19 protein-coding genes are annotated in these 18828 nt (G+C 71.7%); 11 read left to right on the top strand and 8 right to left on the bottom strand.

Annotated features, from left to right (window positions below; translation table 11 throughout):
* Window positions 1-69: 69 nt before the first annotated feature.
* The 3 genes from OG446_RS04525 (at window position 70) to OG446_RS04515 (ending at window position 1193) form a co-directional block, all read left to right on the top strand.
* Entirely contained in the window at window positions 70-546 is a 477-nt protein-coding gene (locus OG446_RS04525) for a hypothetical protein (protein WP_328892812.1), read from the top strand.
* Complete coding sequence (locus tag OG446_RS04520) at window positions 546-824, top strand: DUF3817 domain-containing protein (RefSeq protein ID WP_328892811.1); 279 nt, start codon at window positions 546-548, stop codon at window positions 822-824. Before OG446_RS04525 ends, OG446_RS04520 begins: the two co-directional genes overlap by 1 nt.
* Window positions 825-1040: 216 nt before the next feature.
* Entirely contained in the window at window positions 1041-1193 is a 153-nt protein-coding gene (locus tag OG446_RS04515) for an SCO1431 family membrane protein (protein ID WP_328892810.1), read from the top strand.
* Between the two features lie 76 nt (window positions 1194-1269).
* On the opposite strand, the gene OG446_RS04510 is transcribed toward OG446_RS04515, so the two are convergent.
* A complete protein-coding gene (locus OG446_RS04510; protein ID WP_328892809.1) occupies window positions 1270-2544 on the bottom strand; it encodes a glycoside hydrolase family 18 protein in 1275 nt (424 codons plus the stop codon).
* A gap of 381 nt (window positions 2545-2925) precedes the next feature.
* Here OG446_RS04510 and OG446_RS04505 point away from each other — a divergent pair, with 381 nt between their 5' ends.
* Window positions 2926-4098: an acyl-CoA dehydrogenase family protein gene (locus OG446_RS04505; protein WP_219571225.1), complete on the top strand. Its 1173-nt coding sequence runs from the start codon at window positions 2926-2928 to the stop codon at window positions 4096-4098.
* A gap of 482 nt (window positions 4099-4580) precedes the next feature.
* Here the strand turns inward: OG446_RS04505 and OG446_RS04500 are convergent, their stop codons facing one another.
* Window positions 4581-4982: a hypothetical protein gene (locus OG446_RS04500; protein WP_328892808.1), complete on the bottom strand. Its 402-nt coding sequence runs from the start codon at window positions 4980-4982 to the stop codon at window positions 4581-4583.
* 202 nt (window positions 4983-5184) lie between these two features.
* Between OG446_RS04500 and OG446_RS04495 the strand changes: the two genes are divergently transcribed.
* From OG446_RS04495 to fxsA, 4 genes are all read left to right on the top strand, one after another.
* Window positions 5185-5625 (top strand): Lrp/AsnC family transcriptional regulator, encoded by a 441-nt coding sequence (locus OG446_RS04495; RefSeq protein WP_328892807.1) that lies wholly within the window; start codon window positions 5185-5187, stop codon window positions 5623-5625.
* 81 nt (window positions 5626-5706) lie between these two features.
* Window positions 5707-7347, top strand: coding sequence for an amidohydrolase (locus OG446_RS04490; protein ID WP_328892806.1), 1641 nt, complete (start codon window positions 5707-5709; stop codon window positions 7345-7347).
* Window positions 7348-7874: 527 nt separating this feature from the next.
* Entirely contained in the window at window positions 7875-8642 is a 768-nt protein-coding gene (locus OG446_RS04485) for a polyprenol monophosphomannose synthase (protein WP_328892805.1), read from the top strand.
* 69 nt (window positions 8643-8711) lie between these two features.
* Entirely contained in the window at window positions 8712-9287 is a 576-nt protein-coding gene (gene fxsA / locus OG446_RS04480; protein WP_328892804.1) for an FxsA family membrane protein, read from the top strand.
* A 200-nt stretch (window positions 9288-9487) separates the two neighbouring features.
* Here the strand turns inward: fxsA and OG446_RS04475 are convergent, their stop codons facing one another.
* From OG446_RS04475 to yczE, 4 genes are all read right to left on the bottom strand, one after another.
* Window positions 9488-9862: an RNA polymerase-binding protein RbpA gene (locus OG446_RS04475; RefSeq protein ID WP_003959706.1), complete on the bottom strand. Its 375-nt coding sequence runs from the start codon at window positions 9860-9862 to the stop codon at window positions 9488-9490.
* A 274-nt stretch (window positions 9863-10136) separates the two neighbouring features.
* A complete protein-coding gene (locus OG446_RS04470; protein WP_328892803.1) occupies window positions 10137-11510 on the bottom strand; it encodes an MFS transporter in 1374 nt (457 codons plus the stop codon).
* Window positions 11511-11553: 43 nt separating this feature from the next.
* Window positions 11554-12318: a glycerophosphodiester phosphodiesterase gene (locus OG446_RS04465; protein WP_328892802.1), complete on the bottom strand. Its 765-nt coding sequence runs from the start codon at window positions 12316-12318 to the stop codon at window positions 11554-11556.
* Complete coding sequence (gene yczE, locus OG446_RS04460) at window positions 12315-12977, bottom strand: membrane protein YczE (RefSeq protein ID WP_328892801.1); 663 nt, start codon at window positions 12975-12977, stop codon at window positions 12315-12317. Before yczE ends, OG446_RS04465 begins: the two co-directional genes overlap by 4 nt.
* Window positions 12978-13079: 102 nt before the next feature.
* Here yczE and OG446_RS04455 point away from each other — a divergent pair, with 102 nt between their 5' ends.
* Window positions 13080-14579, top strand: coding sequence for an SCO1417 family MocR-like transcription factor (locus OG446_RS04455; protein WP_328892800.1), 1500 nt, complete (start codon window positions 13080-13082; stop codon window positions 14577-14579).
* Between the two features lie 66 nt (window positions 14580-14645).
* Here the strand turns inward: OG446_RS04455 and OG446_RS04450 are convergent, their stop codons facing one another.
* Both OG446_RS04450 and OG446_RS04445 read right to left on the bottom strand, forming a co-directional pair.
* Complete coding sequence (locus OG446_RS04450) at window positions 14646-16238, bottom strand: hypothetical protein (RefSeq protein ID WP_328892799.1); 1593 nt, start codon at window positions 16236-16238, stop codon at window positions 14646-14648.
* Window positions 16239-16276: 38 nt separating this feature from the next.
* On the bottom strand, window positions 16277-16471 hold the full coding sequence (locus OG446_RS04445) for a hypothetical protein (RefSeq protein ID WP_018103962.1): 195 nt from the start codon (window positions 16469-16471) through the stop codon (window positions 16277-16279).
* 313 nt (window positions 16472-16784) lie between these two features.
* Between OG446_RS04445 and OG446_RS04440 the strand changes: the two genes are divergently transcribed.
* Entirely contained in the window at window positions 16785-17177 is a 393-nt protein-coding gene (locus tag OG446_RS04440; RefSeq protein ID WP_326664424.1) for an ankyrin repeat domain-containing protein, read from the top strand.
* A gap of 220 nt (window positions 17178-17397) precedes the next feature.
* Window positions 17398-18819, top strand: a complete 1422-nt coding sequence (locus OG446_RS04435) for a HEAT repeat domain-containing protein (RefSeq protein ID WP_328892798.1) — start codon at window positions 17398-17400, stop codon at window positions 18817-18819.
* Window positions 18820-18828: the final 9 nt, after the last annotated feature.

Genomic DNA, 18828 nt, shown 5'->3' with positions numbered 1-18828 from the left:
ACACAACGGCATAGTTGGCATGCTATCTATTGGCAGCCAACATATTTGCTGCCAAGGGGAGAGCTCGCAGTGACCAAGGTGCTGTTGTCCGTGCATGTCCTGGTGGCGATCCTGGCGATCGGCCCGATCGCCGTGGCCGCCTCGATGTTTCCGCGCTACGCACGGCAGTTGACGGCCGAGGGGGAGGACCGGGCCGGCCGGGCCGCCGGGGTCGCCGCGGTCCTGCACCGCATCTGCCGCGGCTACGCGCTCTTCGGGATCGCCGTCCCTGTGTTCGGGTTCGCCACCGCTGCCCGGCTCGGTGTCCTCACCGATGTATGGCTCGTCATCTCGATCGCCCTGACCGCGGTCGCCGCAGCCGTCCTGGCGATGGCCGTCCTGCCCGGCCAGCGGCGCGTCATGGCGGCGGCCGACGGGTCGGCCGCCGCGGACGCGCCGCCTCCTCCGGCAAGCCGGCTGGCCATGCTCACCGGCGTCTTCAACCTGCTGTGGACGGTCGTCGTGATCCTCATGATCGTCCGCCCCGGCTCCACGACGGGTGCGTGATGAGCGTGCGTTCCCTGCGGGTCGCGGCCGCCGTCGAGGCCGTCTCCCTCGTCGTCCTGCTGGCCAATGTGCTCACCGTGCACGCCGAGCCGGTCAGCTCGCTCTGCGGACCGCTCCACGGCACGGCCTACCTCGTCGCCATCGCGCTGACCTGGGTCGCTCCGGGCGCGGCTTCGTCGGGTGCCAGGTGGACGGCCCTGATTCCGGGAGTCGGTGCGATGTTCGCCCTGCGACGCCTTCGCGGCACGGTCCATGAGGCTGTCCGCACGCCTGGATAGCGGTGTGGTGTCGGGCACAGGCGGCACCTGCCATTGTGCTTTCCCACCCGTCCGGCGGCCGCCCGGTACCGGGCCCCGGCGGCTGTCGGCATCCCCCGGCGCGGTCCGGGCGGCCCCGGGGCCGTGACGCAGATCTCTACCCCGGTGGACCGTCGGGCTGGCACTGTGGTCGGGTCCTCGGGGGACAACGACTGCCGGCCGACCGAACGAGATGCCATGACCGCGACTTCCGCCGCAACCACCACCCTTGCCCGCCGCCGCGCACGGACCGGCGGGCCCGACGACGGCTCCAAGCTGCTGGAGAACGTCCTGGGCTGGACGCTTGTCGTCGTCGTCGCGATGTTCGTCACGCAGCTCGGACTCATGTGACCCGCGTCCGGCCCCGGACGTGACGGGGGCGGGGAGCCTGCCCGGCTCCCCGCCCCTCATGCCTGCCGCGACGACGTCAGTCGATCGCCTTGATCAGCTCGCCGTCGGTGGTGTCACCGCTGAGCTCCCAGAAGAAGGTGCCGCCGAGGCCCTGCTGGTTCTTGTACGCCATCTTGGTGCCGATGGTGGCCGGGGTGTCGTAGCTCCACCAGTTGGTGCCGCAGTGCGCGTACGCCGTGCCGGCGATCGTGCCGGTGGCGGGGCAGCTGTTCTTCAGGACCTTGTAGTCCTCGATGCCCGCCTCGTACGTACCCGGTGCCGCGCCGGTGGCCGTGCCGCCCGGTGCCGCCTGGGTGACGCCGGTCCAGCCGCGGCCGTAGAACCCGATGCCGAGCAGCATCTTGGAGGCCGGGACGCCCCGCGCCTTCAGCTTGTCGATGGCCGCCTCGCTGTTGAAGCCCTCCTTCGGGATGCCCGTGTAGGACGACAGCGGGGAGTGCGGGGCCGTCGGCCCCTTCGCGTCCCAGGCGCCGAAGAAGTCGTACGTCATCGGGTTGTACCAGTCGACGTACTTCGACGCGCCGCCGTAGTCGACCGCGTCGAGCTTGCCGCCCTCGGAGCCGTCAGCGCTGATCGCCGAGGTGACCAGACTGTCCGCGCCGAACTCGGTGCGCAGGGCCGACAGGAGGTTGCCGTACGCGTCACGGCCGCTGGTGTCGCAGGTCAGGCCGCAGGCGTTGGGGTACTCCCAGTCGATGTCGATGCCGTCGAAGACGTCGGCCCAGCGCGGATCCTCCACCAGGCCGTGGCAGGACTCGGCGAACGCGGCCGGGTTCTTGGCCGCCTCGCCGAACCCGCCGGACCAGGTCCAGCCGCCGAACGACCAGATGATCTTGAGCTCCGGGTGCAGCTTCTTCAGCTTGCGCAGCTGGTTGAAGTTGCCGCGCAGTTCCTGGTCCCAGGTGTCCGCGACCCCGTCGACCGACTGGTCGGCCGTATAGGCCTTCTCGTAGTCGGCGTACGAGTCGCCGATCGTGCACTTCCCGCCCTGGACGTTGCCGAAGGCGTAGTTGATGTGGGTGAGCTTGTCGGCCGAGCCCGAGGTCTCGATGTTCTTGACGTGGTAATTGCGCTGGTAGACACCCCAGTTGGTGAAGTATCCGACCACCTTGCTGCCGGCCGCTGTGGGGGCGGCCGGTGCTGCTGCCGGTACGGCGGCCTGCTGGGCGGCCGGGGCCGCTCCGGCGGACCCGGTGCCCGCGACGCCGAGCAGGGCGGCGCCCAGGGCGGCGGTACACGCGGCGGCTGCGAGGGCCCGGAGGCGGGCCCTCGGGCGGTGAAGTCCGGTCATGGTTGCTCCTCGTGGGGGAGGGGACGTGCCAGTGGACGGCCGGCCTTCCCGCGTATGTGAATTTGGCATGAACGCGGAAAGTCGGTTCGCCGAAACCGTAGATGGACTAGACCAGTTGGGTCAATGGTTCGGACCAATTTCCGTGATCGTCCCGGCTGCCCCACCGCTCTTCGGGCGCGTTCTGTCAACCGGTGACGGATGCCGTCCGATCGGGCATACTCAACCCGCCACAGCCGCCTGCCTGCGCCTCTCGTAATCCGGGAGGGCAACATCGGCTGGGCAGCAGTGTTTTCCGGGCATCGTCCGGAGATCCCCCGGCGGCGCCGCTCACACCCCGCGCGTGCGACCGCCGCAACGCCCGACAGGGAGGAGAGCGCCGTCATGTCCGACCGTGCCCTGCAATCGGTGGAACGCCGTCTGCCCACCGAGGAGTCCAGGCAACTCGTCGCGCTCGTCCGCGACATCGCCCAGCGGGAGATCGTGCCGCGGGCCGCCGAGGAGGAGGACGCGGGCCGTTTCCCGCGCGAGATCTTCACCCTGCTCTCCGAGTCCGGCCTGCTCGGCCTGCCCTACGACTCCGCCCACGGCGGCGGGGACCAGCCGTACGAGGTCTACCTCCAGGTCCTCGAGGAGCTCGCCGCCGCCCGGCTCACCGTCGGACTCGGCGTCAGCGTCCACTCCCTCGCCTGCCACGCGGTCGCCGGCTACGGCACCAAGGACCAGCAGGCCGACCACCTCCCGGCGATGCTCTCGGGAGGTCTGCTGGGCGCCTACTGCCTTTCCGAGCCCGCCTCGGGCTCCGACGCCGCCTCGTTGCGCACCAAGGCCGTACGGGACGGTGAGGACTGGGTCATCACCGGAACCAAGGCCTGGATCACCCACGGCGGCATCGCCGACTTCTACACGGTCCTGGCCCGCACCGGCGTCGACGGCCCCCGCGGCATCACCGCCTTCCTGGTCCCCGGCGACGCCGCGGGCCTGAGCGCGGCCGTGCCCGAGAAGAAGATGGGGATGAAGGGCTCGCCCACCGCCCAGCTGCACTTCGACGGTGTGCGGGTCCCCGACGCGCGCCGGATCGGTGACGAGGGGCAGGGCTTCGCGATCGCCCTGTCCGCGCTCGACTCCGGCCGGCTGGGCATCGCCGCCTGTGCCATCGGCGTGGCGCAGGCAGCCATGAACGAGGCCGTCGCCTACGCCACCGGGCGCCGGCAGTTCGGCCGTCCCATCGCCGACTTCCAGGGTCTGCGTTTCATGCTCGCCGACATGGCCACCCAGATCGAGGCGGGCCGCGCGCTCTACCTGGAGGCGGCCCGGCTGCGCGACGCGGGAAGCCCCTTCTCGCGGCAGGCGGCCATGGCCAAGCTCTTCTGCACGGACGCCGCGATGCGGGTCACCATCGACGCCGTCCAGGTGCTCGGCGGATACGGCTACACGCTGGACTTCCCCGTCGAGCGGCTGATGCGCGAGGCGAAGGTGCTGCAGATCGTCGAGGGCACCAACCAGATCCAGCGGATGGTCATCGCTCGCCACCTCGCGGGTCCCGAGACGCGCTGACCCGCGGCGGACGGTCCGCCCACACCGGCGTCGTCATGATCCGGTTCCACTCCTGGTCGTGGCGGCCCGGCAGTGTCCTGCCGGTGCTCTCCCAGTGCCGGAGCAGCGCCCGGTAGAGGGGCGGATCGGTCGAGTGGGGCCCGGATCGCGGTGCCGGACGGGGCGTCGGTGACGGAGCCGCCGGGGCAGGGGGCTGCGGAACCGATTCTTCGGAGGCCGGAGCGGTGAGACGGCGACGACCGGGGCCGGCCGTGGAATGCAGCAGGGTCATGCCGGGCCAACGGTACGGAGCCGGGCCGGGTCACTGCCCGGCCGATCCGAGCGCCTGTTCGCCAGGTCCTCTTGGCGTGTCGCCCCGGTCCGGAGCGGCTGCGGACCACCCGCATCGCCGCGCTCCGGCCGGGGCGTGGTGCGGGCGGTCCGTCCCGGCGCTCCCGGGCCCGTCCGGCGGATGAGGCGGACGGCCCGGGAGCGCGGCAGTCTCAGGCGGCGTCGCGGCGAGGCTGGTGGGGCACCCGGAGCGGGTGCGAACCGGCGCCCCCGGCGTGCGAGAACGGCTGCATCCTCCAGTCGAGCCCCTGGGGGAGCGTCAGCAGCAGGGCCGTCTCCTGCTCCTGGGCCTCCGCGGTCTCGTCGGCGGGCCGGGCCGCGGAGGCGGCGCGGCCGGTTCCGGCGCACACCGTCAGGACGAACGGGTTCCACGGAGTGGGGCACAGTGCGTGCTCCGGCAGCACGTCCTCGTCCGCCAGGAGTGCGATGGGCTGCGCACAGTCCGGGCAGACGACCCGGTACATCTCGAACGTGTCGTACGCGTCGGGAGCGGTGTCCTCGAAAGGATCAACGGGCTCCGGTTCGGTACGTCCGGTGAGCTTCAGGCTCTGCATGGGAAATTCCCCCCTCGGGTGGGCCGACAAGGCGCCGCGGCCTCGACCACAGCAAGCACTTCCCGTCACGCATCCGCCGTAACCGTGAGGGGCCCGGCTACCGGCGCGTAAACCTGTGGCATTCGTCACATGCCGCTCGCAGGTGCCCTTCACCGCCCTCCACGGCTGTGCCTGGAGGGCCAGTGGCCATAGATTGATCCATATGGAGGAGCTGGACCGTCAAATCGTGGAGTTGCTCGTCAAGGACGGGCGGATGAGCTACACCGACCTGGGCAAGGCCACCGGCCTTTCCACCTCGGCCGTTCATCAGCGCGTCCGCAGGCTGGAGCAGCGCGGGGTGATCCGGGGCTATGCCGCGGTCGTCGACCCCGAGGCCGTCGGGCTGCCCCTGACCGCGTTCATCTCGGTGAAGCCCTTCGACCCGAGTGCGCCGGACGACATCGCGGACCGGCTCGCCGGTGTCCCGGAACTGGAGGCCTGCCACAGCGTCGCGGGCGACGAGAACTACATCCTCAAGGTGCGGGTCGCCACCCCGCTGGAGCTGGAGCACCTGCTCACCCGGATCCGGTCGCTCGCCGGTGTCTCCACCCGCACCACCGTTGTCCTCTCCACGCCCTACGAGGCGCGCCCGCCGCAGATCTGACGCCCCCGCCGCCGTCGGCCCCGGGTGGCCGGAGGGGGGCCGCGCACCGCGCGGGCCCCGGCAGGCGGGAGACTGGTCCTCATGACCGAGAGCACCGCCCCCCAGAGCGAACACCGCACCGTGCTGCTGCGCGGTGGAGACGTCCACAGCCCCGCCGACCCCTTCGCGACCGCCATGGTGGTCGAACGGGGCCATGTCGCCTGGGTGGGTTCCGAAGGAGCCGCCGACGCGTTCGCGAGCGGCGTCGACGAGGTGATCGACCTCGACGGGGCCCTGGTCACTCCCGCGTTCACCGACGCGCACGTCCACACCACATCGACCGGTCTGGCCCTCACCGGCCTCGACCTCTCCGGTGCGGGCACCCTCGGCGAGGCCCTTGCCCTCGTGCGGTCGTACGTGGCGGCGCACCCGTCCGACCGGGTCGTCCTGGGGCACGGCTGGGATGCCACGCGCTGGCCCGAGCAGCGCCCGCCCACGCGCGGCGAGCTGGACGAGGCGGCGGGCGGGCGGGCGGTCTATCTGCCCCGGATCGACGTGCATTCGGCGGTCGTCACGACCGCGCTGCTCGATCTCGTCCCCCAGGCCGCCTCCCTGGCCGGCTACCGGCCCGACGCGCCGCTGACGGGCGCCGCCCACCACGCGGTGCGCGCGGCCGCCCACGGCGCCGTCTCGTCGCGGCAGCGGGCCGACGCCCAGCGTGCCGCGCTGGCCCACGCGGCGTCCCTCGGCATCGGAACGGTCCACGAGTGCGGCGGCCCGGACATCTCCGACGAGGAGGACTTCACCTCGCTGCTGAAGCTGGCGGCCGGGGAACCGGGGCCGCGGGTCTTCGGCTACTGGGCCGAACAGGTCGGCGACGGGAAGGACGCCCGGCGCATCCGGGAGCTCGGGGCGGTGGGCGCCGCGGGGGACCTCTTCGTCGACGGGTCGCTCGGCTCCCACACCGCCTGCCTCCATGAGCCGTACGCCGACGCGCCGGTCACGGGCGCCGCCCATCTGGATGCCGCGCAGATCGCCGCCCATGTCGCCGCCTGCACCGAGGCCGGGCTCCAGGCAGGCTTCCACGCCATCGGCGACGCGGCGCACACCGCCGTCGTCGACGGCATCAGGGCGGCGGCCGAGAAGGTGGGCCTCGGTCGGGTCCGGGCCGCCAGGCACCGCATCGAGCACGCCGAGATGCTCACCCCCGAGACCGTCGCCGCTTTTGCCGAGCTGGGCCTCACCGCCTCGGTCCAGCCCGCCTTCGATGCCGCCTGGGGCGGCGAGGAGGGCATGTACGCCCGCAGGCTGGGTGCCGGGCGGGCGAGGACCCTCAACCCGTACGCGGCCCTCCTGCGGGCCGGTGTGCCCCTCGCGTTCGGCTCCGACAGCCCGGTGACCCCGCTGGACCCGTGGGGGACGGTGCGGGCGGCCGCGTTCCACCGGACGCCCGAGCACCGGATCTCGGTACGGGCCGGTTTCACCGCCCACACCCGGGGCGGCTGGCGGGCGGTCGGGCGGGACGACGCGGGCACCCTGGTGCCCGGCGCGCCGGCCGACTACGCGGTCTGGCGCACCGAGGAACTGGTGGTCCAGGCCCCGGACGACCGGGTGGCGCGCTGGTCGACGGATCCCAGGTCGGGAACGCCCGGGCTGCCCGACCTCAGCCCCGGTGGCGAGCTCCCGGTCTGCCTGCGCACCGTCGTCTTCGGACAAACTGTCTACGTACGACCGAACGAGTGACGTGCGGACATTTCGTACCGCCGGTCGAAGGTGCCCTCGTTCTGCCACGACCTGGGGATCTTCGGGACTGACCAGGCAAGTTCGGTAAACGATGCAGGTCAGGCAACTATTGACAGAATGCGCCCACTGGCCGGTAGGTTCGGCCAGGTCCACCACAGGACGTCCGACCGGTTAAACCTCCACGCAGTCGTCGAACGCCGCTGGGTCATGGGGTGGTGTGCCGCACCGGCGCACCACCACTGACAGCCAGGTTCAGCGCCCGCGCCTCGGGGGCGAGGGAAGGTTTCAGCCGGGCGGAGGGTGCGACCCGGGTGGGGCCCGGACGTTCAGTAGACAACGGCTCTAGGTCGACCCGCAGCCGGCGGGTCCCAGGTCGGCCCGAAGGGCGCCGGGCCCCGATCCGCAGTTCTGTCCGCACTTCCGTGCTTCTGTCCGCCGCCGTTCCCCACGCCACCCGACCGGGTCGGTCTGTGCACGTGCCGCGCTCGATATGGTGTGCATCTGCGTACGGACTTAAGGGGCAGTAAGTGAACGACGGCGGTCAGAGGCGATACGGCCCGCTCGGCAGAGCATTGGTGATCATTCCGACCTACAACGAGGCCGAGAACATCAAGCCGATCGTCAGCCGGGTGCGCGCCGCCGTGCCGGAGGCTGACATCCTGGTCGCCGACGACAACAGTCCGGACGGCACCGGCAAGCTCGCCGATGAGATCGCCGCGACCGACGACCAGGTCCACGTGCTGCACCGCAAGGGCAAGGAGGGGCTCGGCGCCGCCTACCTCGCCGGTTTCCGCTGGGGCATGGACCACGACTACGGCGTTCTCGTCGAGATGGACGCCGACGGCTCCCACCAGCCCGAGGAACTGCCGCGCCTGCTCACCGCGCTCAAGGGCGCGGACCTGGTACTCGGCTCCCGGTGGGTCCCCGGCGGCCGGGTCGTCAACTGGCCCAAGTCCCGCGAGATGATCTCCCGCGGTGGCAGCACGTACTCCCGGCTGATGCTCGGGCTGCAGACGCGCGACGTCACCGGCGGCTACCGGGCGTTCCGTACCGAGACGCTGCAGGGCATCGGACTGGACGAGGTCGCCTCGCAGGGCTACTGCTTCCAGGTCGACCTGGCCCGCCGCGCGATCGAGGCCGGCTTCCACGTCGTCGAGGTCCCGATCACCTTCGTGGACCGGGAGGTCGGTGACTCCAAGATGAGCCGCGACATCCTGGTCGAGGCGCTCTGGCGCGTGACCGCCTGGGGTGTCACCACGCGTACGAACCGGGCCCTCGGCCGCAAGAACCCCTGACCCCGGATCCGGGCGGCCTCCGTCACCCCGCTTACCCCGTCCGGACGCCGGCCCAGGCACACTGGTGACATGACGACCGGCACACCGCCCCCGACCGCCCGCAAGCGCTCGCGCGCCCGGACCTTCGTACCTCTCGCCATCGCCGCCTGGGCGGTGCTGGAGATCTGGCTGCTCACCGTGGTGGCGGACGTGGCGGGCGGGTTCACCGTGCTGCTGCTCCTGGCCGCGGGGGTCGTCCTCGGGGCCGTGGTGATGAAGCGGGCCGGCCGCCGAGCCTTCCGCAACCTCACCGAGACGCTCCAGCAGATGCCGGGACAGCCGGGGGCCGGCGGTTCGTCACCCGCCCCCGCGAGCACCCGGGGCAACGGCTTCCTGATGCTGGCCGGGCTCCTGATCATGATTCCGGGGATGATCTCGGACGTGGCCGGCCTGCTGCTTCTGGTGCCGCCGGTCCGGTCGGCGCTCAGCAGGTACGCGGAGCGCTCACTGGAACGGCGGATGAGGGCGGCCGGTCCCGGCAGCCTCTCGGACGCCTTCCAGCAGGCCCGTATGCACCGCCCGGACGGAAAGGTCGTCCAGGGCGAGGTGATCCGGGAGGACCCCTCCCGTCCCGACGACACCCCGCGCCCGCCGCTGACGCCGTAACGGCGCCCACGGCCGTTGGGCCGTGGGTGTCAAGCCCGTCCGGCGATCGAGGACATCTCTGACGGCGAGCGAACGGGCCCGAGCCAGGTCCGCCGGGCTGCCCCGGTACGGCCGGACGCCCAAGGCCCACGCAAAGAGCCGCGGGCCGCGACACACAAGGTGTCGCGGCCCGCGGCTCTGTCTCGATGCGTGCTACGCGGTCAAGCAGACTTCCTGCTGTCCCGCGGATGCACGGCGATATTCATGGCGCCGGAGCGCAGAACCGCCAGCCTCTCGGCCAGCACCTCTTCGAGCTCCTCGCGTGTGCGCCGCTCCATGAGCATGTCCCAGTGCGTACGCGCAGGCTTGCCCTTCTTCTCCTCGGGGCCATCCCCGTCCACCAGGAGTGCCTGGGCGCCACACGCCTTGCACTCCCACTCCGGCGGAATTTCCGCCTCTACCGAGAACGGCATCTCAAATCGATGTCCGTTCTGGCATGCGTACTCCACCGCCTGGCGCGGGGCCAGATCGATGCCGCGGTCCGTCTCGTAGCTGGTAACCACGAGTCGCGTGCCGCGGAGAGCTCGCTCACTCATGAATCGTGCCTCCCGGGCTTGTCGCCCACAGGACAAATGTCGCTGTCGTCGTCATCCGGTCAACGTCCGGTCGGCGGCAAAGATTCCCGTTGCCGGTCATGCGTCGCCCGTCGTGCCGCTGCTTTTTCAGGTTTGCGAGTGTTGAAGTACCCGCCAATGCCCGGTTTGTCACATCTGGCGGAAGTTGTCACCCAACGGTTTGGATTCTTCCACTCGCAGTAACGGTCCTCCGGGCAGGCCAAAGGCGTACACTACCGGCCTTTCACTTCAACGTCTAAATCCGTTCGGGAACAGGGTTACCGGCAGCCGCCACGGCCTGCCGTACCGGCACCCTCGCGAGCAGCACGGAACCGACCACGAAGAAGACCACCAACGACATGATCGCATCCCGATAACTGCCGGTCAGCTGGTACGCGAGCCCGAACACCAGTGGCCCCAGCCAGCTCAGCCCGCGGTCGCTCATCTCGTACGCGGAGAAGTACTCCGCCTCCTTGCCGCGCGGCACCAGATGCGAGTAGAGGGACCGGGAGAGCGCCTGGCTGCCGCCGAGGACCAGGCCGATCGCCGCGGCCAGCGCGTAGAAGAAGACCGGCGAACCGGCGGGCAGGAAGTAGCCGGCGACGAGGATCAGCGTCCAGACCACGAGAGACGCGAGAATCGTGTGCTTCGCCCCGTACACCCGGGCCATGCGTCCCATGCCGAGCGCCCCGGCGACCGCCAGCACCTGGACCAGCAGGACGGCCGTGATCAGCGTCGTCTGGCTCAGGCCCAGTTCCTCGGAGCCGTACACGGACGCCTGGGAGATGACGGTCTGCACACCGTCGTTGTAGACGAGGTACGCCAGCAGGAACGAGAGCGTCAGCGGGTGGCGGCGCATGTCGCGCAGGGTCGCCCGCAACTGCCGCCAGCCGGATCCGACCGGCTCGGCGCCGGCCCCCTTCGTGCTCCGGTCCCGGAGCCGGCGCAGCGGAATGACGGTGAAGGCACCCCACCACACACCGGCCGAGGCCAGACAGATCCGCACGGCGTCCGACTCGGAGAGACCGAAGGAGTCGTGCCCCGTGTAGAGGACCAGGTTGAGGACGAGGACCAGTGCCCCGGACGTATAGCCGAACGCCCAGCCGCGTGAGGAGACCGCGTCCCGTTCGTCGGGCTCCGCGATCTGTGGCAGATAGGCGTTGTAGAGCACCATCGACACGGAGATCGAGGCGTTCGCCACGATGAGCAGGAAGGCGCCGAGCAGATAGCGGTCGCCGTCCAGGAAGAACATCGCAGCCGTCGCGGTCGCGCCCGTGTACGCCGCGGCTGCGAGCAGCGGCTTCTTGCGGCCCGTACGGTCGGCCGCGGCGGCCGCCATCGGCATCAGGATCACCGCGAGCACGAGGGAGGCCGAGATCGTGTAGGCGAACAGTGATCCGGCGCGGACCGGGATGCCCAGCGGATGGACGTAGCCGTCGGTGTCGGCGGCGGCCTTGGCGACGGACGTCAGATACGGGCCGAGGAAGACGGTGACGACGCTCGTCGAGTAGACGGAGCAGGCGAAGTCGTAGAAGTACCAGCCACGCTGCTGGCGGCGCCGCTCGTCGGGGCCGTCCGGCCCGGCCGTCCCGTCCGCCGGCTCGGCGGTGTCCGCGGTCTCGGCGCTCATGCGCACCCCTCGTCTCTCCCCGTGAAGACGTCGCCGGCCCGCGTCAGGCCCAGGCCCCCCGCTCGCTCAGCACCGTACGCAGCGTCTCGATGTGATCGGTCATGATGCCATCCACTCCGAGGTCCAGGAGCGCGGTCATCCGCTCCGGTTCGTTGACCGTCCACACGTGCACCTGGAGTCCGCGCGCGTGCGCCTCCCGTACGAAGCGCCGGTCGACGACCCGGACGCCGCCCTGGCTCTCCGGAACCTGTGCGCAGACCGCACCGGCGCGCAGGGCCGCCGGGATTCCGTACGAGCGCAGCCGCAGCCCCAGGACGCCCCGCACGCCGTAGGACGTGGCGAGCCGCGGGCCCGCGAGCCGGTGCGCCCTGGCCACCCGGGCCTCGGAGAAGGACCCGACGCACACCCGGTCCCAGGAGTCCGTCCGGCGGATCAGATCCACGAGCGGCACGAGGGCCGGCCCGGCCTTGATGTCCACGTTCCAGCGGGCCTCGGGGAACGCCTCCAGCAGTTCCTCGAACAGCGGCAGCGGCTCCTGCCCGGCCACCCGGGCCCGCCGTATCTCGCTCCACGGCAGCTCCGCTATCCGTCCCCGGGAATCGGTGAGGCGGTCCAGGGTGGGGTCGTGGAAGGCGACCAGCCGGCCGTCCGCCGAGGCGTGCACATCGGTCTCGAAGTACCGGTACCCGGCGTCGGCGGCCCGGCGGAACGCGGCCGCCGTGTTCTCGATCCCGTCCGCCGCCCCGCCCCGGTGGGCGAAAGCGAGAGGGGCGGGGTGGTCCAGATAGGGGTGGCGTACGGAAGTCACTGCGGCAGTATGGCCTGCCCGGATGTCCGGTCGGCGACCGTGGTGCCACCGTTGTCCGTGATCGTGAAGAAGCGCAGGAAGAACTGGGCGAGCGGGCCGATGGCCAGGGCGTACAGGACCGTGCCCGCGCCGAGGGAGCCGCCGAGCAGGAACCCGGTGACCACGACCGCGACCTCGATCGCCGTACGGACGAGCCGGATCGAGCGGCCGGTCCGCTGGTGCAGCCCGGTCATCAGCCCGTCGCGCGGCCCGGGACCGAACCGGGCAGCGATGTAGAGCCCTGTCGCCACACCGTTGAGGACGATCCCCGCCACCATCACCCCGGCCTGCGCCACGAGCCCGTGCACCTCGGGGACGAGGGCGAGCGTGCCGTCCATCGCGAGACCGACGGCGAAGACGTTCGAGACGGTGCCCAGGCCGGGACGCTGGCGGAGCGGGATCCAGAGGAGCAGCACGATCGCCCCGATGATGATCGAGACGACTCCGATGCTGATCCCGGTGCGCTCGGCGAGTCCCTGGTGCAGGACGCCCCAGGGCTCCAGGCCGAGTCCGGCGACGACCAGCAGGGCCGAGCTCGCCCCGTACAGCGCCAGGCCCGCGTAGAGCTGGATCAGCCGTCGGGTGAGGTGAGCCCCGCGCGGAACGGCGGTGATGGACAAGTGGTGCCCCCTGGTGTGGTGGTGGTGGACTGCTGCATGTCACTCTGTGGCAGGGGATTGGCTGCCAACTATGGCCAATCCGAGGAAGGTGGACTGATTCTCATGGCGCAGTGGACTTCGGCCGTCGGCGCGGCACAGCTCGCCCGGCAGCTCCACGCCCAGCAGCCCCGGCCCGCAGGCCCCGGCACCCGCAGGCCGCCCGCCTACCGTGCACTGGCCGACGGCATCCGGCTGCTCGTCCTCGAGGGCCGGGTCCCGGTCGCCGCCCGCCTCCCCGCCGAGCGCGAACTCGCGCTGGCCCTCTCCGTCAGCCGTACGACGGTCGCCGCGGCCTACGAGGCACTGCGGGCCGAGGGCTTCCTGGAGTCCCGGCGCGGGGCCGGCAGCTGGACGGCGGTCCCCGCGGGCAACCCGCTGCCCGCCCGCGGACTGGAACCGCTGCCGCCCGAGGCGCTCGGATCGATGATCGACCTGGGCTGCGCCTCGCTGCCCGCCCCCGAGCCATGGCTCACCCGGGCCGTCCAGGGCGCCCTGGAGGAGCTGGCTCCCTACGCACACACCCACGGCGACTACCCGGCCGGTCTTCCCGCGCTGCGGCAGATGATCGCCGACCGGTACACCGCGAGCGGCATCCCGACGATGCCCGAACAGATCATGGTCACGACCGGGGCGATGGGCGCGATCGACGCGATCTGCCACCTCTTCGCCGGCCGCGGCGAACGGATCGCGGTGGAGTCCCCGAGCTACGCCAACATCCTCCAGCTGATGCGGGAGGCGGGTGCCCGCCTCGTGCCGGTGGCCATGGAGGAGGGGCTCGGCGGCTGGGACATGAACCGGTGGCGCCAGGTGCTGAGGGACGCGGCGCCCCGGCTCGCGTACGTCGTCGCGGACTTCCACAACCCCACCGGCGCCCTGGCCGACGAGGCCCGCCGGCGCGCGCTGGTGGACGCCGCGCGTTCGGCCGGCACGGTCCTGGTGGTCGACGAGACGATGCACGAGCTGTATCTGGACGACGACGTGGACATGCCGCGCCGGGTCTGCGCCTTCGACCCCGCCGGCAGCACCGTCCTCACCGTCGGATCGGCCAGCAAGGCCTTCTGGGCGGGCATGCGTATCGGCTGGGTCCGTGCGGCTCCCGACGTGATCCGCAGCCTGGTGGCCGCCCGCGCCTACGCCGACATGGGGACCCCGGTCCTCGAACAGCTCGCCGTCAACTGGCTGATGCGGACCGGCGGCTGGGAAGAGGCCGTGCAGATCCGCCGGCAGCAGGCGCGGGACAACCGTGACGCGCTGGTCGCGGCGGTGCGCCGGGAGCTGCCGGACTGGGAGTTCGCCGTGCCGCGTGGCGGGCTGACCCTCTGGGTGCGCACCGGCGGGCTCTCCGGATCGCGGCTCGCGGTGGCCGGGGAGCGGGTCGGGGTGCGGGTGCCGTCCGGGCCCCGGTTCGGGGTCGACGGGGCCTTCGAGGGCTATGTACGGCTGCCGTTCACGGTCGGCGGCCCGGTCGCGGACGAGGCGGCCCAGCGGCTCGCCGCCGCCGCCCAGCTGGTCGGTTCGGGGGCGGGCGCGGGGGCGGAGGCGCCCCGGACGTTCGTCGCCTGAGCTGCCGCGTCACAGGACGAGGGGCCCGCGGATCAGTCGATCCGCGGGCCCCTCGTCATGGCCGGGTCAGTCGCTGAGCGCCAGGCCCTCGACGGCGACGGACGCCGTCACGGTGTCCGCCATCACGGGTTCGGGCCTGCTCGCCTCGACGGCGGTGCGCCGCTCGGGAAGCAGGTCGAGCACCGCCTGGCGCTGCGCCTCGCTCGTCGCGTCGTCGTACGGGTCGGGAGTGGCGGGCACCTGGATGCGCAGCACCTGGCCGGTGCCGAGCCGTGCGTACCCACGGCCGGGCGGGACATCCGGAGTGGGGGTGGTGTGCGGCTCCAGGCCGAGGACGGACTCGATCTGGCCGGGCGAGCAGTGGCCGAGCACGACCCGGGCCCTGGTGTGGGTCCGGACGGTGTCGCTCAGGCCGTCCAGGCTGTCGAACTGCTCGGTCATCACGACGGTGACGTTGGCGGCCCTGCCGTGGCGCAGGGGCACCTGGAGGAGCTCCTGCGGATCGGGGCCGCCGTCCGCGGCGGCGAGGTGGCCGAGCACGCTCGGCCGGTCCAGCAGGATCCAGAGCGGGCGCCTGATGTCCTCGGGCGCGGCCTGACCGGACTGCCGGGCCCGGTTGGCCTCGATCAGCCGGCGCTCCGTCTCGCTGGCCGCCCATTCCAGGGTGGACAGCGCCCCGGCCAGTCCGCATTCGACGGCCAGGACGCCCTCGCGGCCGGTGAAGCACGCGTACTCGCCGGTGCCGCTGCCTTCGACGATCAGGATGTCGCCCTGCTGGAGTGCCTGGAGAGCGATGGAGCGCAGGAGTGTGGTGGTGCCGCTGCCGGGCTGTCCGGCGATCAGCAGATGCGGTTCGGTGGAGCGTGCGCCGGTCCGCCAGACGACACCGGGCGCGTCGCGCGTCTCGTCGCCGTCGCTCACCGGCACGGTGCGCTGTACCGCGTCGTCGTCGGTGAACCCGAGGACCGTCTCGCCGGGGGCGGTGACGAAGCGCTGGGCGGTGAGGGTGGTGGGCAGGGCGTCGAGCACGTTCATGAGGAGCTGGTTGCCCTCCTCGTCCCAGCTGAAGAGGTACTCCCGGCCGCGGCCCGACTTGGCGTGCAGCAGCTGTTCGATCCGGGCGCGGGAGGCGGCCTCGCTGTCGGTGAAGTAGGCGGGGTAGGTCACCCGGAGACTGCTGACCCGGCCGTCTCCGTCGAACTCGTACCCGCTGAAGACCTTGTCCCAGTCGCCGCCGTGGGTGAACAGCGGACTGGGGTCGTCGGCCGTCGAGAAGTACGGCACGAGGGCCTCGTACAGAGCCTGCAGACGCCCCGTCTCCGCCTCGTCCGGGCCGGTCTTGACGGGGGTGCGTTCCCGTCCCTTCCACGCGGCGGCGCCCATCACCGCAACGAGGGCCAGCAGCGGCCCGTACGGGATGAGCGCGACCACGAGTACGCAGGCCGCGACGAGGAACAGCGTGGGACCACGCCGGTCCTTGGGCGTCGCGGCCCACTTCTGCCGTCCTGCACCGGCCAGCAGCCGCAGACCACGAGTGATCATGATCAGCGGATGGAGCACGTCGGTGGCGCTGTCGGCGGCCGTGCGCGCGAACTCTCGACTGCGAGCGATCGAAGCGCTGCCGCTGCTCAGAATGCGGGGGAGTGGTCGCCGGGCCACGTCGGTCTCCTGAAGGGGGTGGGAGCGGTAGCGGAAGATCAGAACTTGATCCCGCCCAAGAGGCCGGCGAGGCTCGCCCCGCCCGCGGTGATGCTCGGTGCGATGGCGGTGCCGGCCAGGTAGAAGCCGAACAGGGCGGTGACGAGGGCGTGCGACGCCTTGAGGCCGTCCTTCCTGAAGAACAGGAAGACGATGATGCCGAGGATGACGACGCCTGACATGGAAAGGATCATGAGTGGTTCTCCTGGTTGGGGGGACAGTCACCATGAGTCCTTCCAAGCTCACCGGAAGTATCTATATGATAAAAGCTGCAATTGGGTGAAAAGTCTGTTTTTTCACTTGACTGGCGTACAAGGGGGCGCCGTCGGGAGGGGTTTCGGGGGTCTGGTCCCTCCTCGTCGTCACTCGACGTGATCTTTTGCCATGGGTGGGCCCGGGCATGTGCGCCCCCGGGCAGTACCCTGTCGATTCACTCGTACGGCCCACGCGGCACGCGCCCCGGCAGGCCGGAACCAGCGCGAACGGTTACTGGAAGGCGGTCCCCCGATGAGCGAAACCCCTGATCCCGAGGTGGTCGAGCTGGCGACCAAGGTCTTCGACCTGGCGCGCCACGGCGACGCCGACGCCCTCGCGGCCTACGTCGACGCCGGCGTCCCGGCCAACCTCACCAACGACCGGGGCGACTCGCTGCTGATGCTCGCGGCCTACCACGGGCACGCCCCGGCGGTCGTCGCCCTGGCCGGCCGCGGCGCCGACCCGGACCGCGCCAACGACCGAGGGCAGACGCCGCTCGCCGGAGCCGTCTTCAAGGGCGAGGACGCGGTCGTCAGGGCCCTGCTCGACGCGGGAGCCGATCCGGCGGCCGGAACACCCTCCGCACTGGACACGGCGCGCATGTTCGGCAAGGCCGACCTGCTGGAACTCTTCGGCGCCCGTTGAAGGGGCTTCGCCGTAAATGTGGTCGCGGTGGCGAAATGGCTGGGTCATCATGACGTCGCGGGCCCGATTCGGGCCACCGACGAGAGGCAGGGAAGATGGTCTGCACCAGGCAGAAGACGGCGGTCGGCCGATCATGTTGCTGCGCGGTCTAGGGGGCGTTTCGTCCACATGGAACTGCACAGTCCCGGTTGCGTCGACAGCTTGATGTGAGGCTTTTCCCATGTTTGATCCGTTCATAGCGCCGAGCGGCACTCTGCTCGGCCTGCTGCAGAGGGGCCGCGGCGACGGCACGCTCCACGCACTCGCCGCACCACGCCCCGAGGCCCTGGCGGCTCTCAACCACTGCGTCCTGAGCGACCCGCGTCACGACTGGCAGGTGGAGAACCGCTCCCTCTACTACGCGCGCCTGTATCTCGACCTCGACGGCGGGATCGAGGAGATCGAACGGCACCTGTGCGACGCCGACGACCACCTCGACACGGACGACTCGCGGACCGGCCTCGCCCTGGCGGTCCTCGGCCACCTCGCCTCGTACGGCCGCGACGACGCCCTGGCCCTGCTGCGGCGCTACGCCGCGACCGGCTCCAACTGGGCCTGGGCCCTGGACGAGCTCGCGCTGCGTGACGACGACGCCGGGCTGCGGTCCCTCGCCGTGCCCGTGCTCGCCCGCTTCCCGGAGAACGCCGAGGGCCGTGCCGAGCTCGCCGCCACCGTGCGGGACGCCTACGAGCCCCGCCCCTGGCGGCTCTGGGCCGACGACCCGCGCCCATCGGTGGGCGCACGGGTGAGAGCCGCCTCCGAACAGGGCTCCTTCGACCGCTGGCAGCGGCAGATGCGACCCGGCGGTCCGCGCCCCGGCTGGGGCGTCCGGGCCGTCTTCGACTGGGCTCAGGAAGGCCTCGACCGAGGCAGCGTCCTGCACGTACCGGCCGCCCGCTGCCTCTCCGCGGTGGCGGGGCCCGAGGACCGGCCCGTGATCGTCGAGGCCGCCCGCAGCGGTTCCGACGGAGCCCGCTGCGCCGCGCTGCACTACCTCGCCGCCGAGGTCCGCGACCCGGTCGTCCTCGACCTGATCGAGGCCGCGACGCTCAGCGCGTCACCCACCGTCTCCGAAGCGGCCGTCGCCGCCTTCGAGCGGATGTGCGGCGAGGCGGCCGTGGAGCGTGCCCGCCGCTGGGCCCTGCGGCCCGACGCGCTCGGTGCCTCGGCGGCCGGCGTGCTGGCCTGCCGCGGCGGCGCACAGGACGCCCCGCTCGTCCTCGGCGCCCTGCGGGACGCCGTACGGGGCGAAGGACCGGACGCGCCCCGCCTGTGGACCCTGGTCGACGGCGCCGGCCGGCTCGGCATCGTCTGCGCCGCGCCCGTACTGCGGCACGTCTACCGCGAGACGTCCTCCTCGCACCTGCGGGGCAGGGCCGCCCGGGCCCTCGCCGCCACCGACCCCTCCTTCGCCACCGGATTCGCCGTCGAATGCCTGTGGGACTGCGAGGAGACGACCCGCGAGGTCGCCGCACGCCATGCGGAGACCGGTGACATCAGGGTGGCCGAGCGCCTGCGCAGGCTGGCCGCCGATCCGGCCGAGGAGGCCGAGGTCCAGTCGGCCGTACGCAGCAGGATCGGGCCGGACGCACCGGCGGTCTGACCAGGCCGG

Origin of the sequence: Streptomyces sp. NBC_00236, from assembly GCF_036195045.1 — a bacterium.
Lineage (GTDB): Bacteria > Actinomycetota > Actinomycetes > Streptomycetales > Streptomycetaceae > Streptomyces.
The sequence above is the reverse complement of the archived record's forward strand: the minus strand, read 5'-3'. Positions and strand labels throughout refer to the sequence as shown.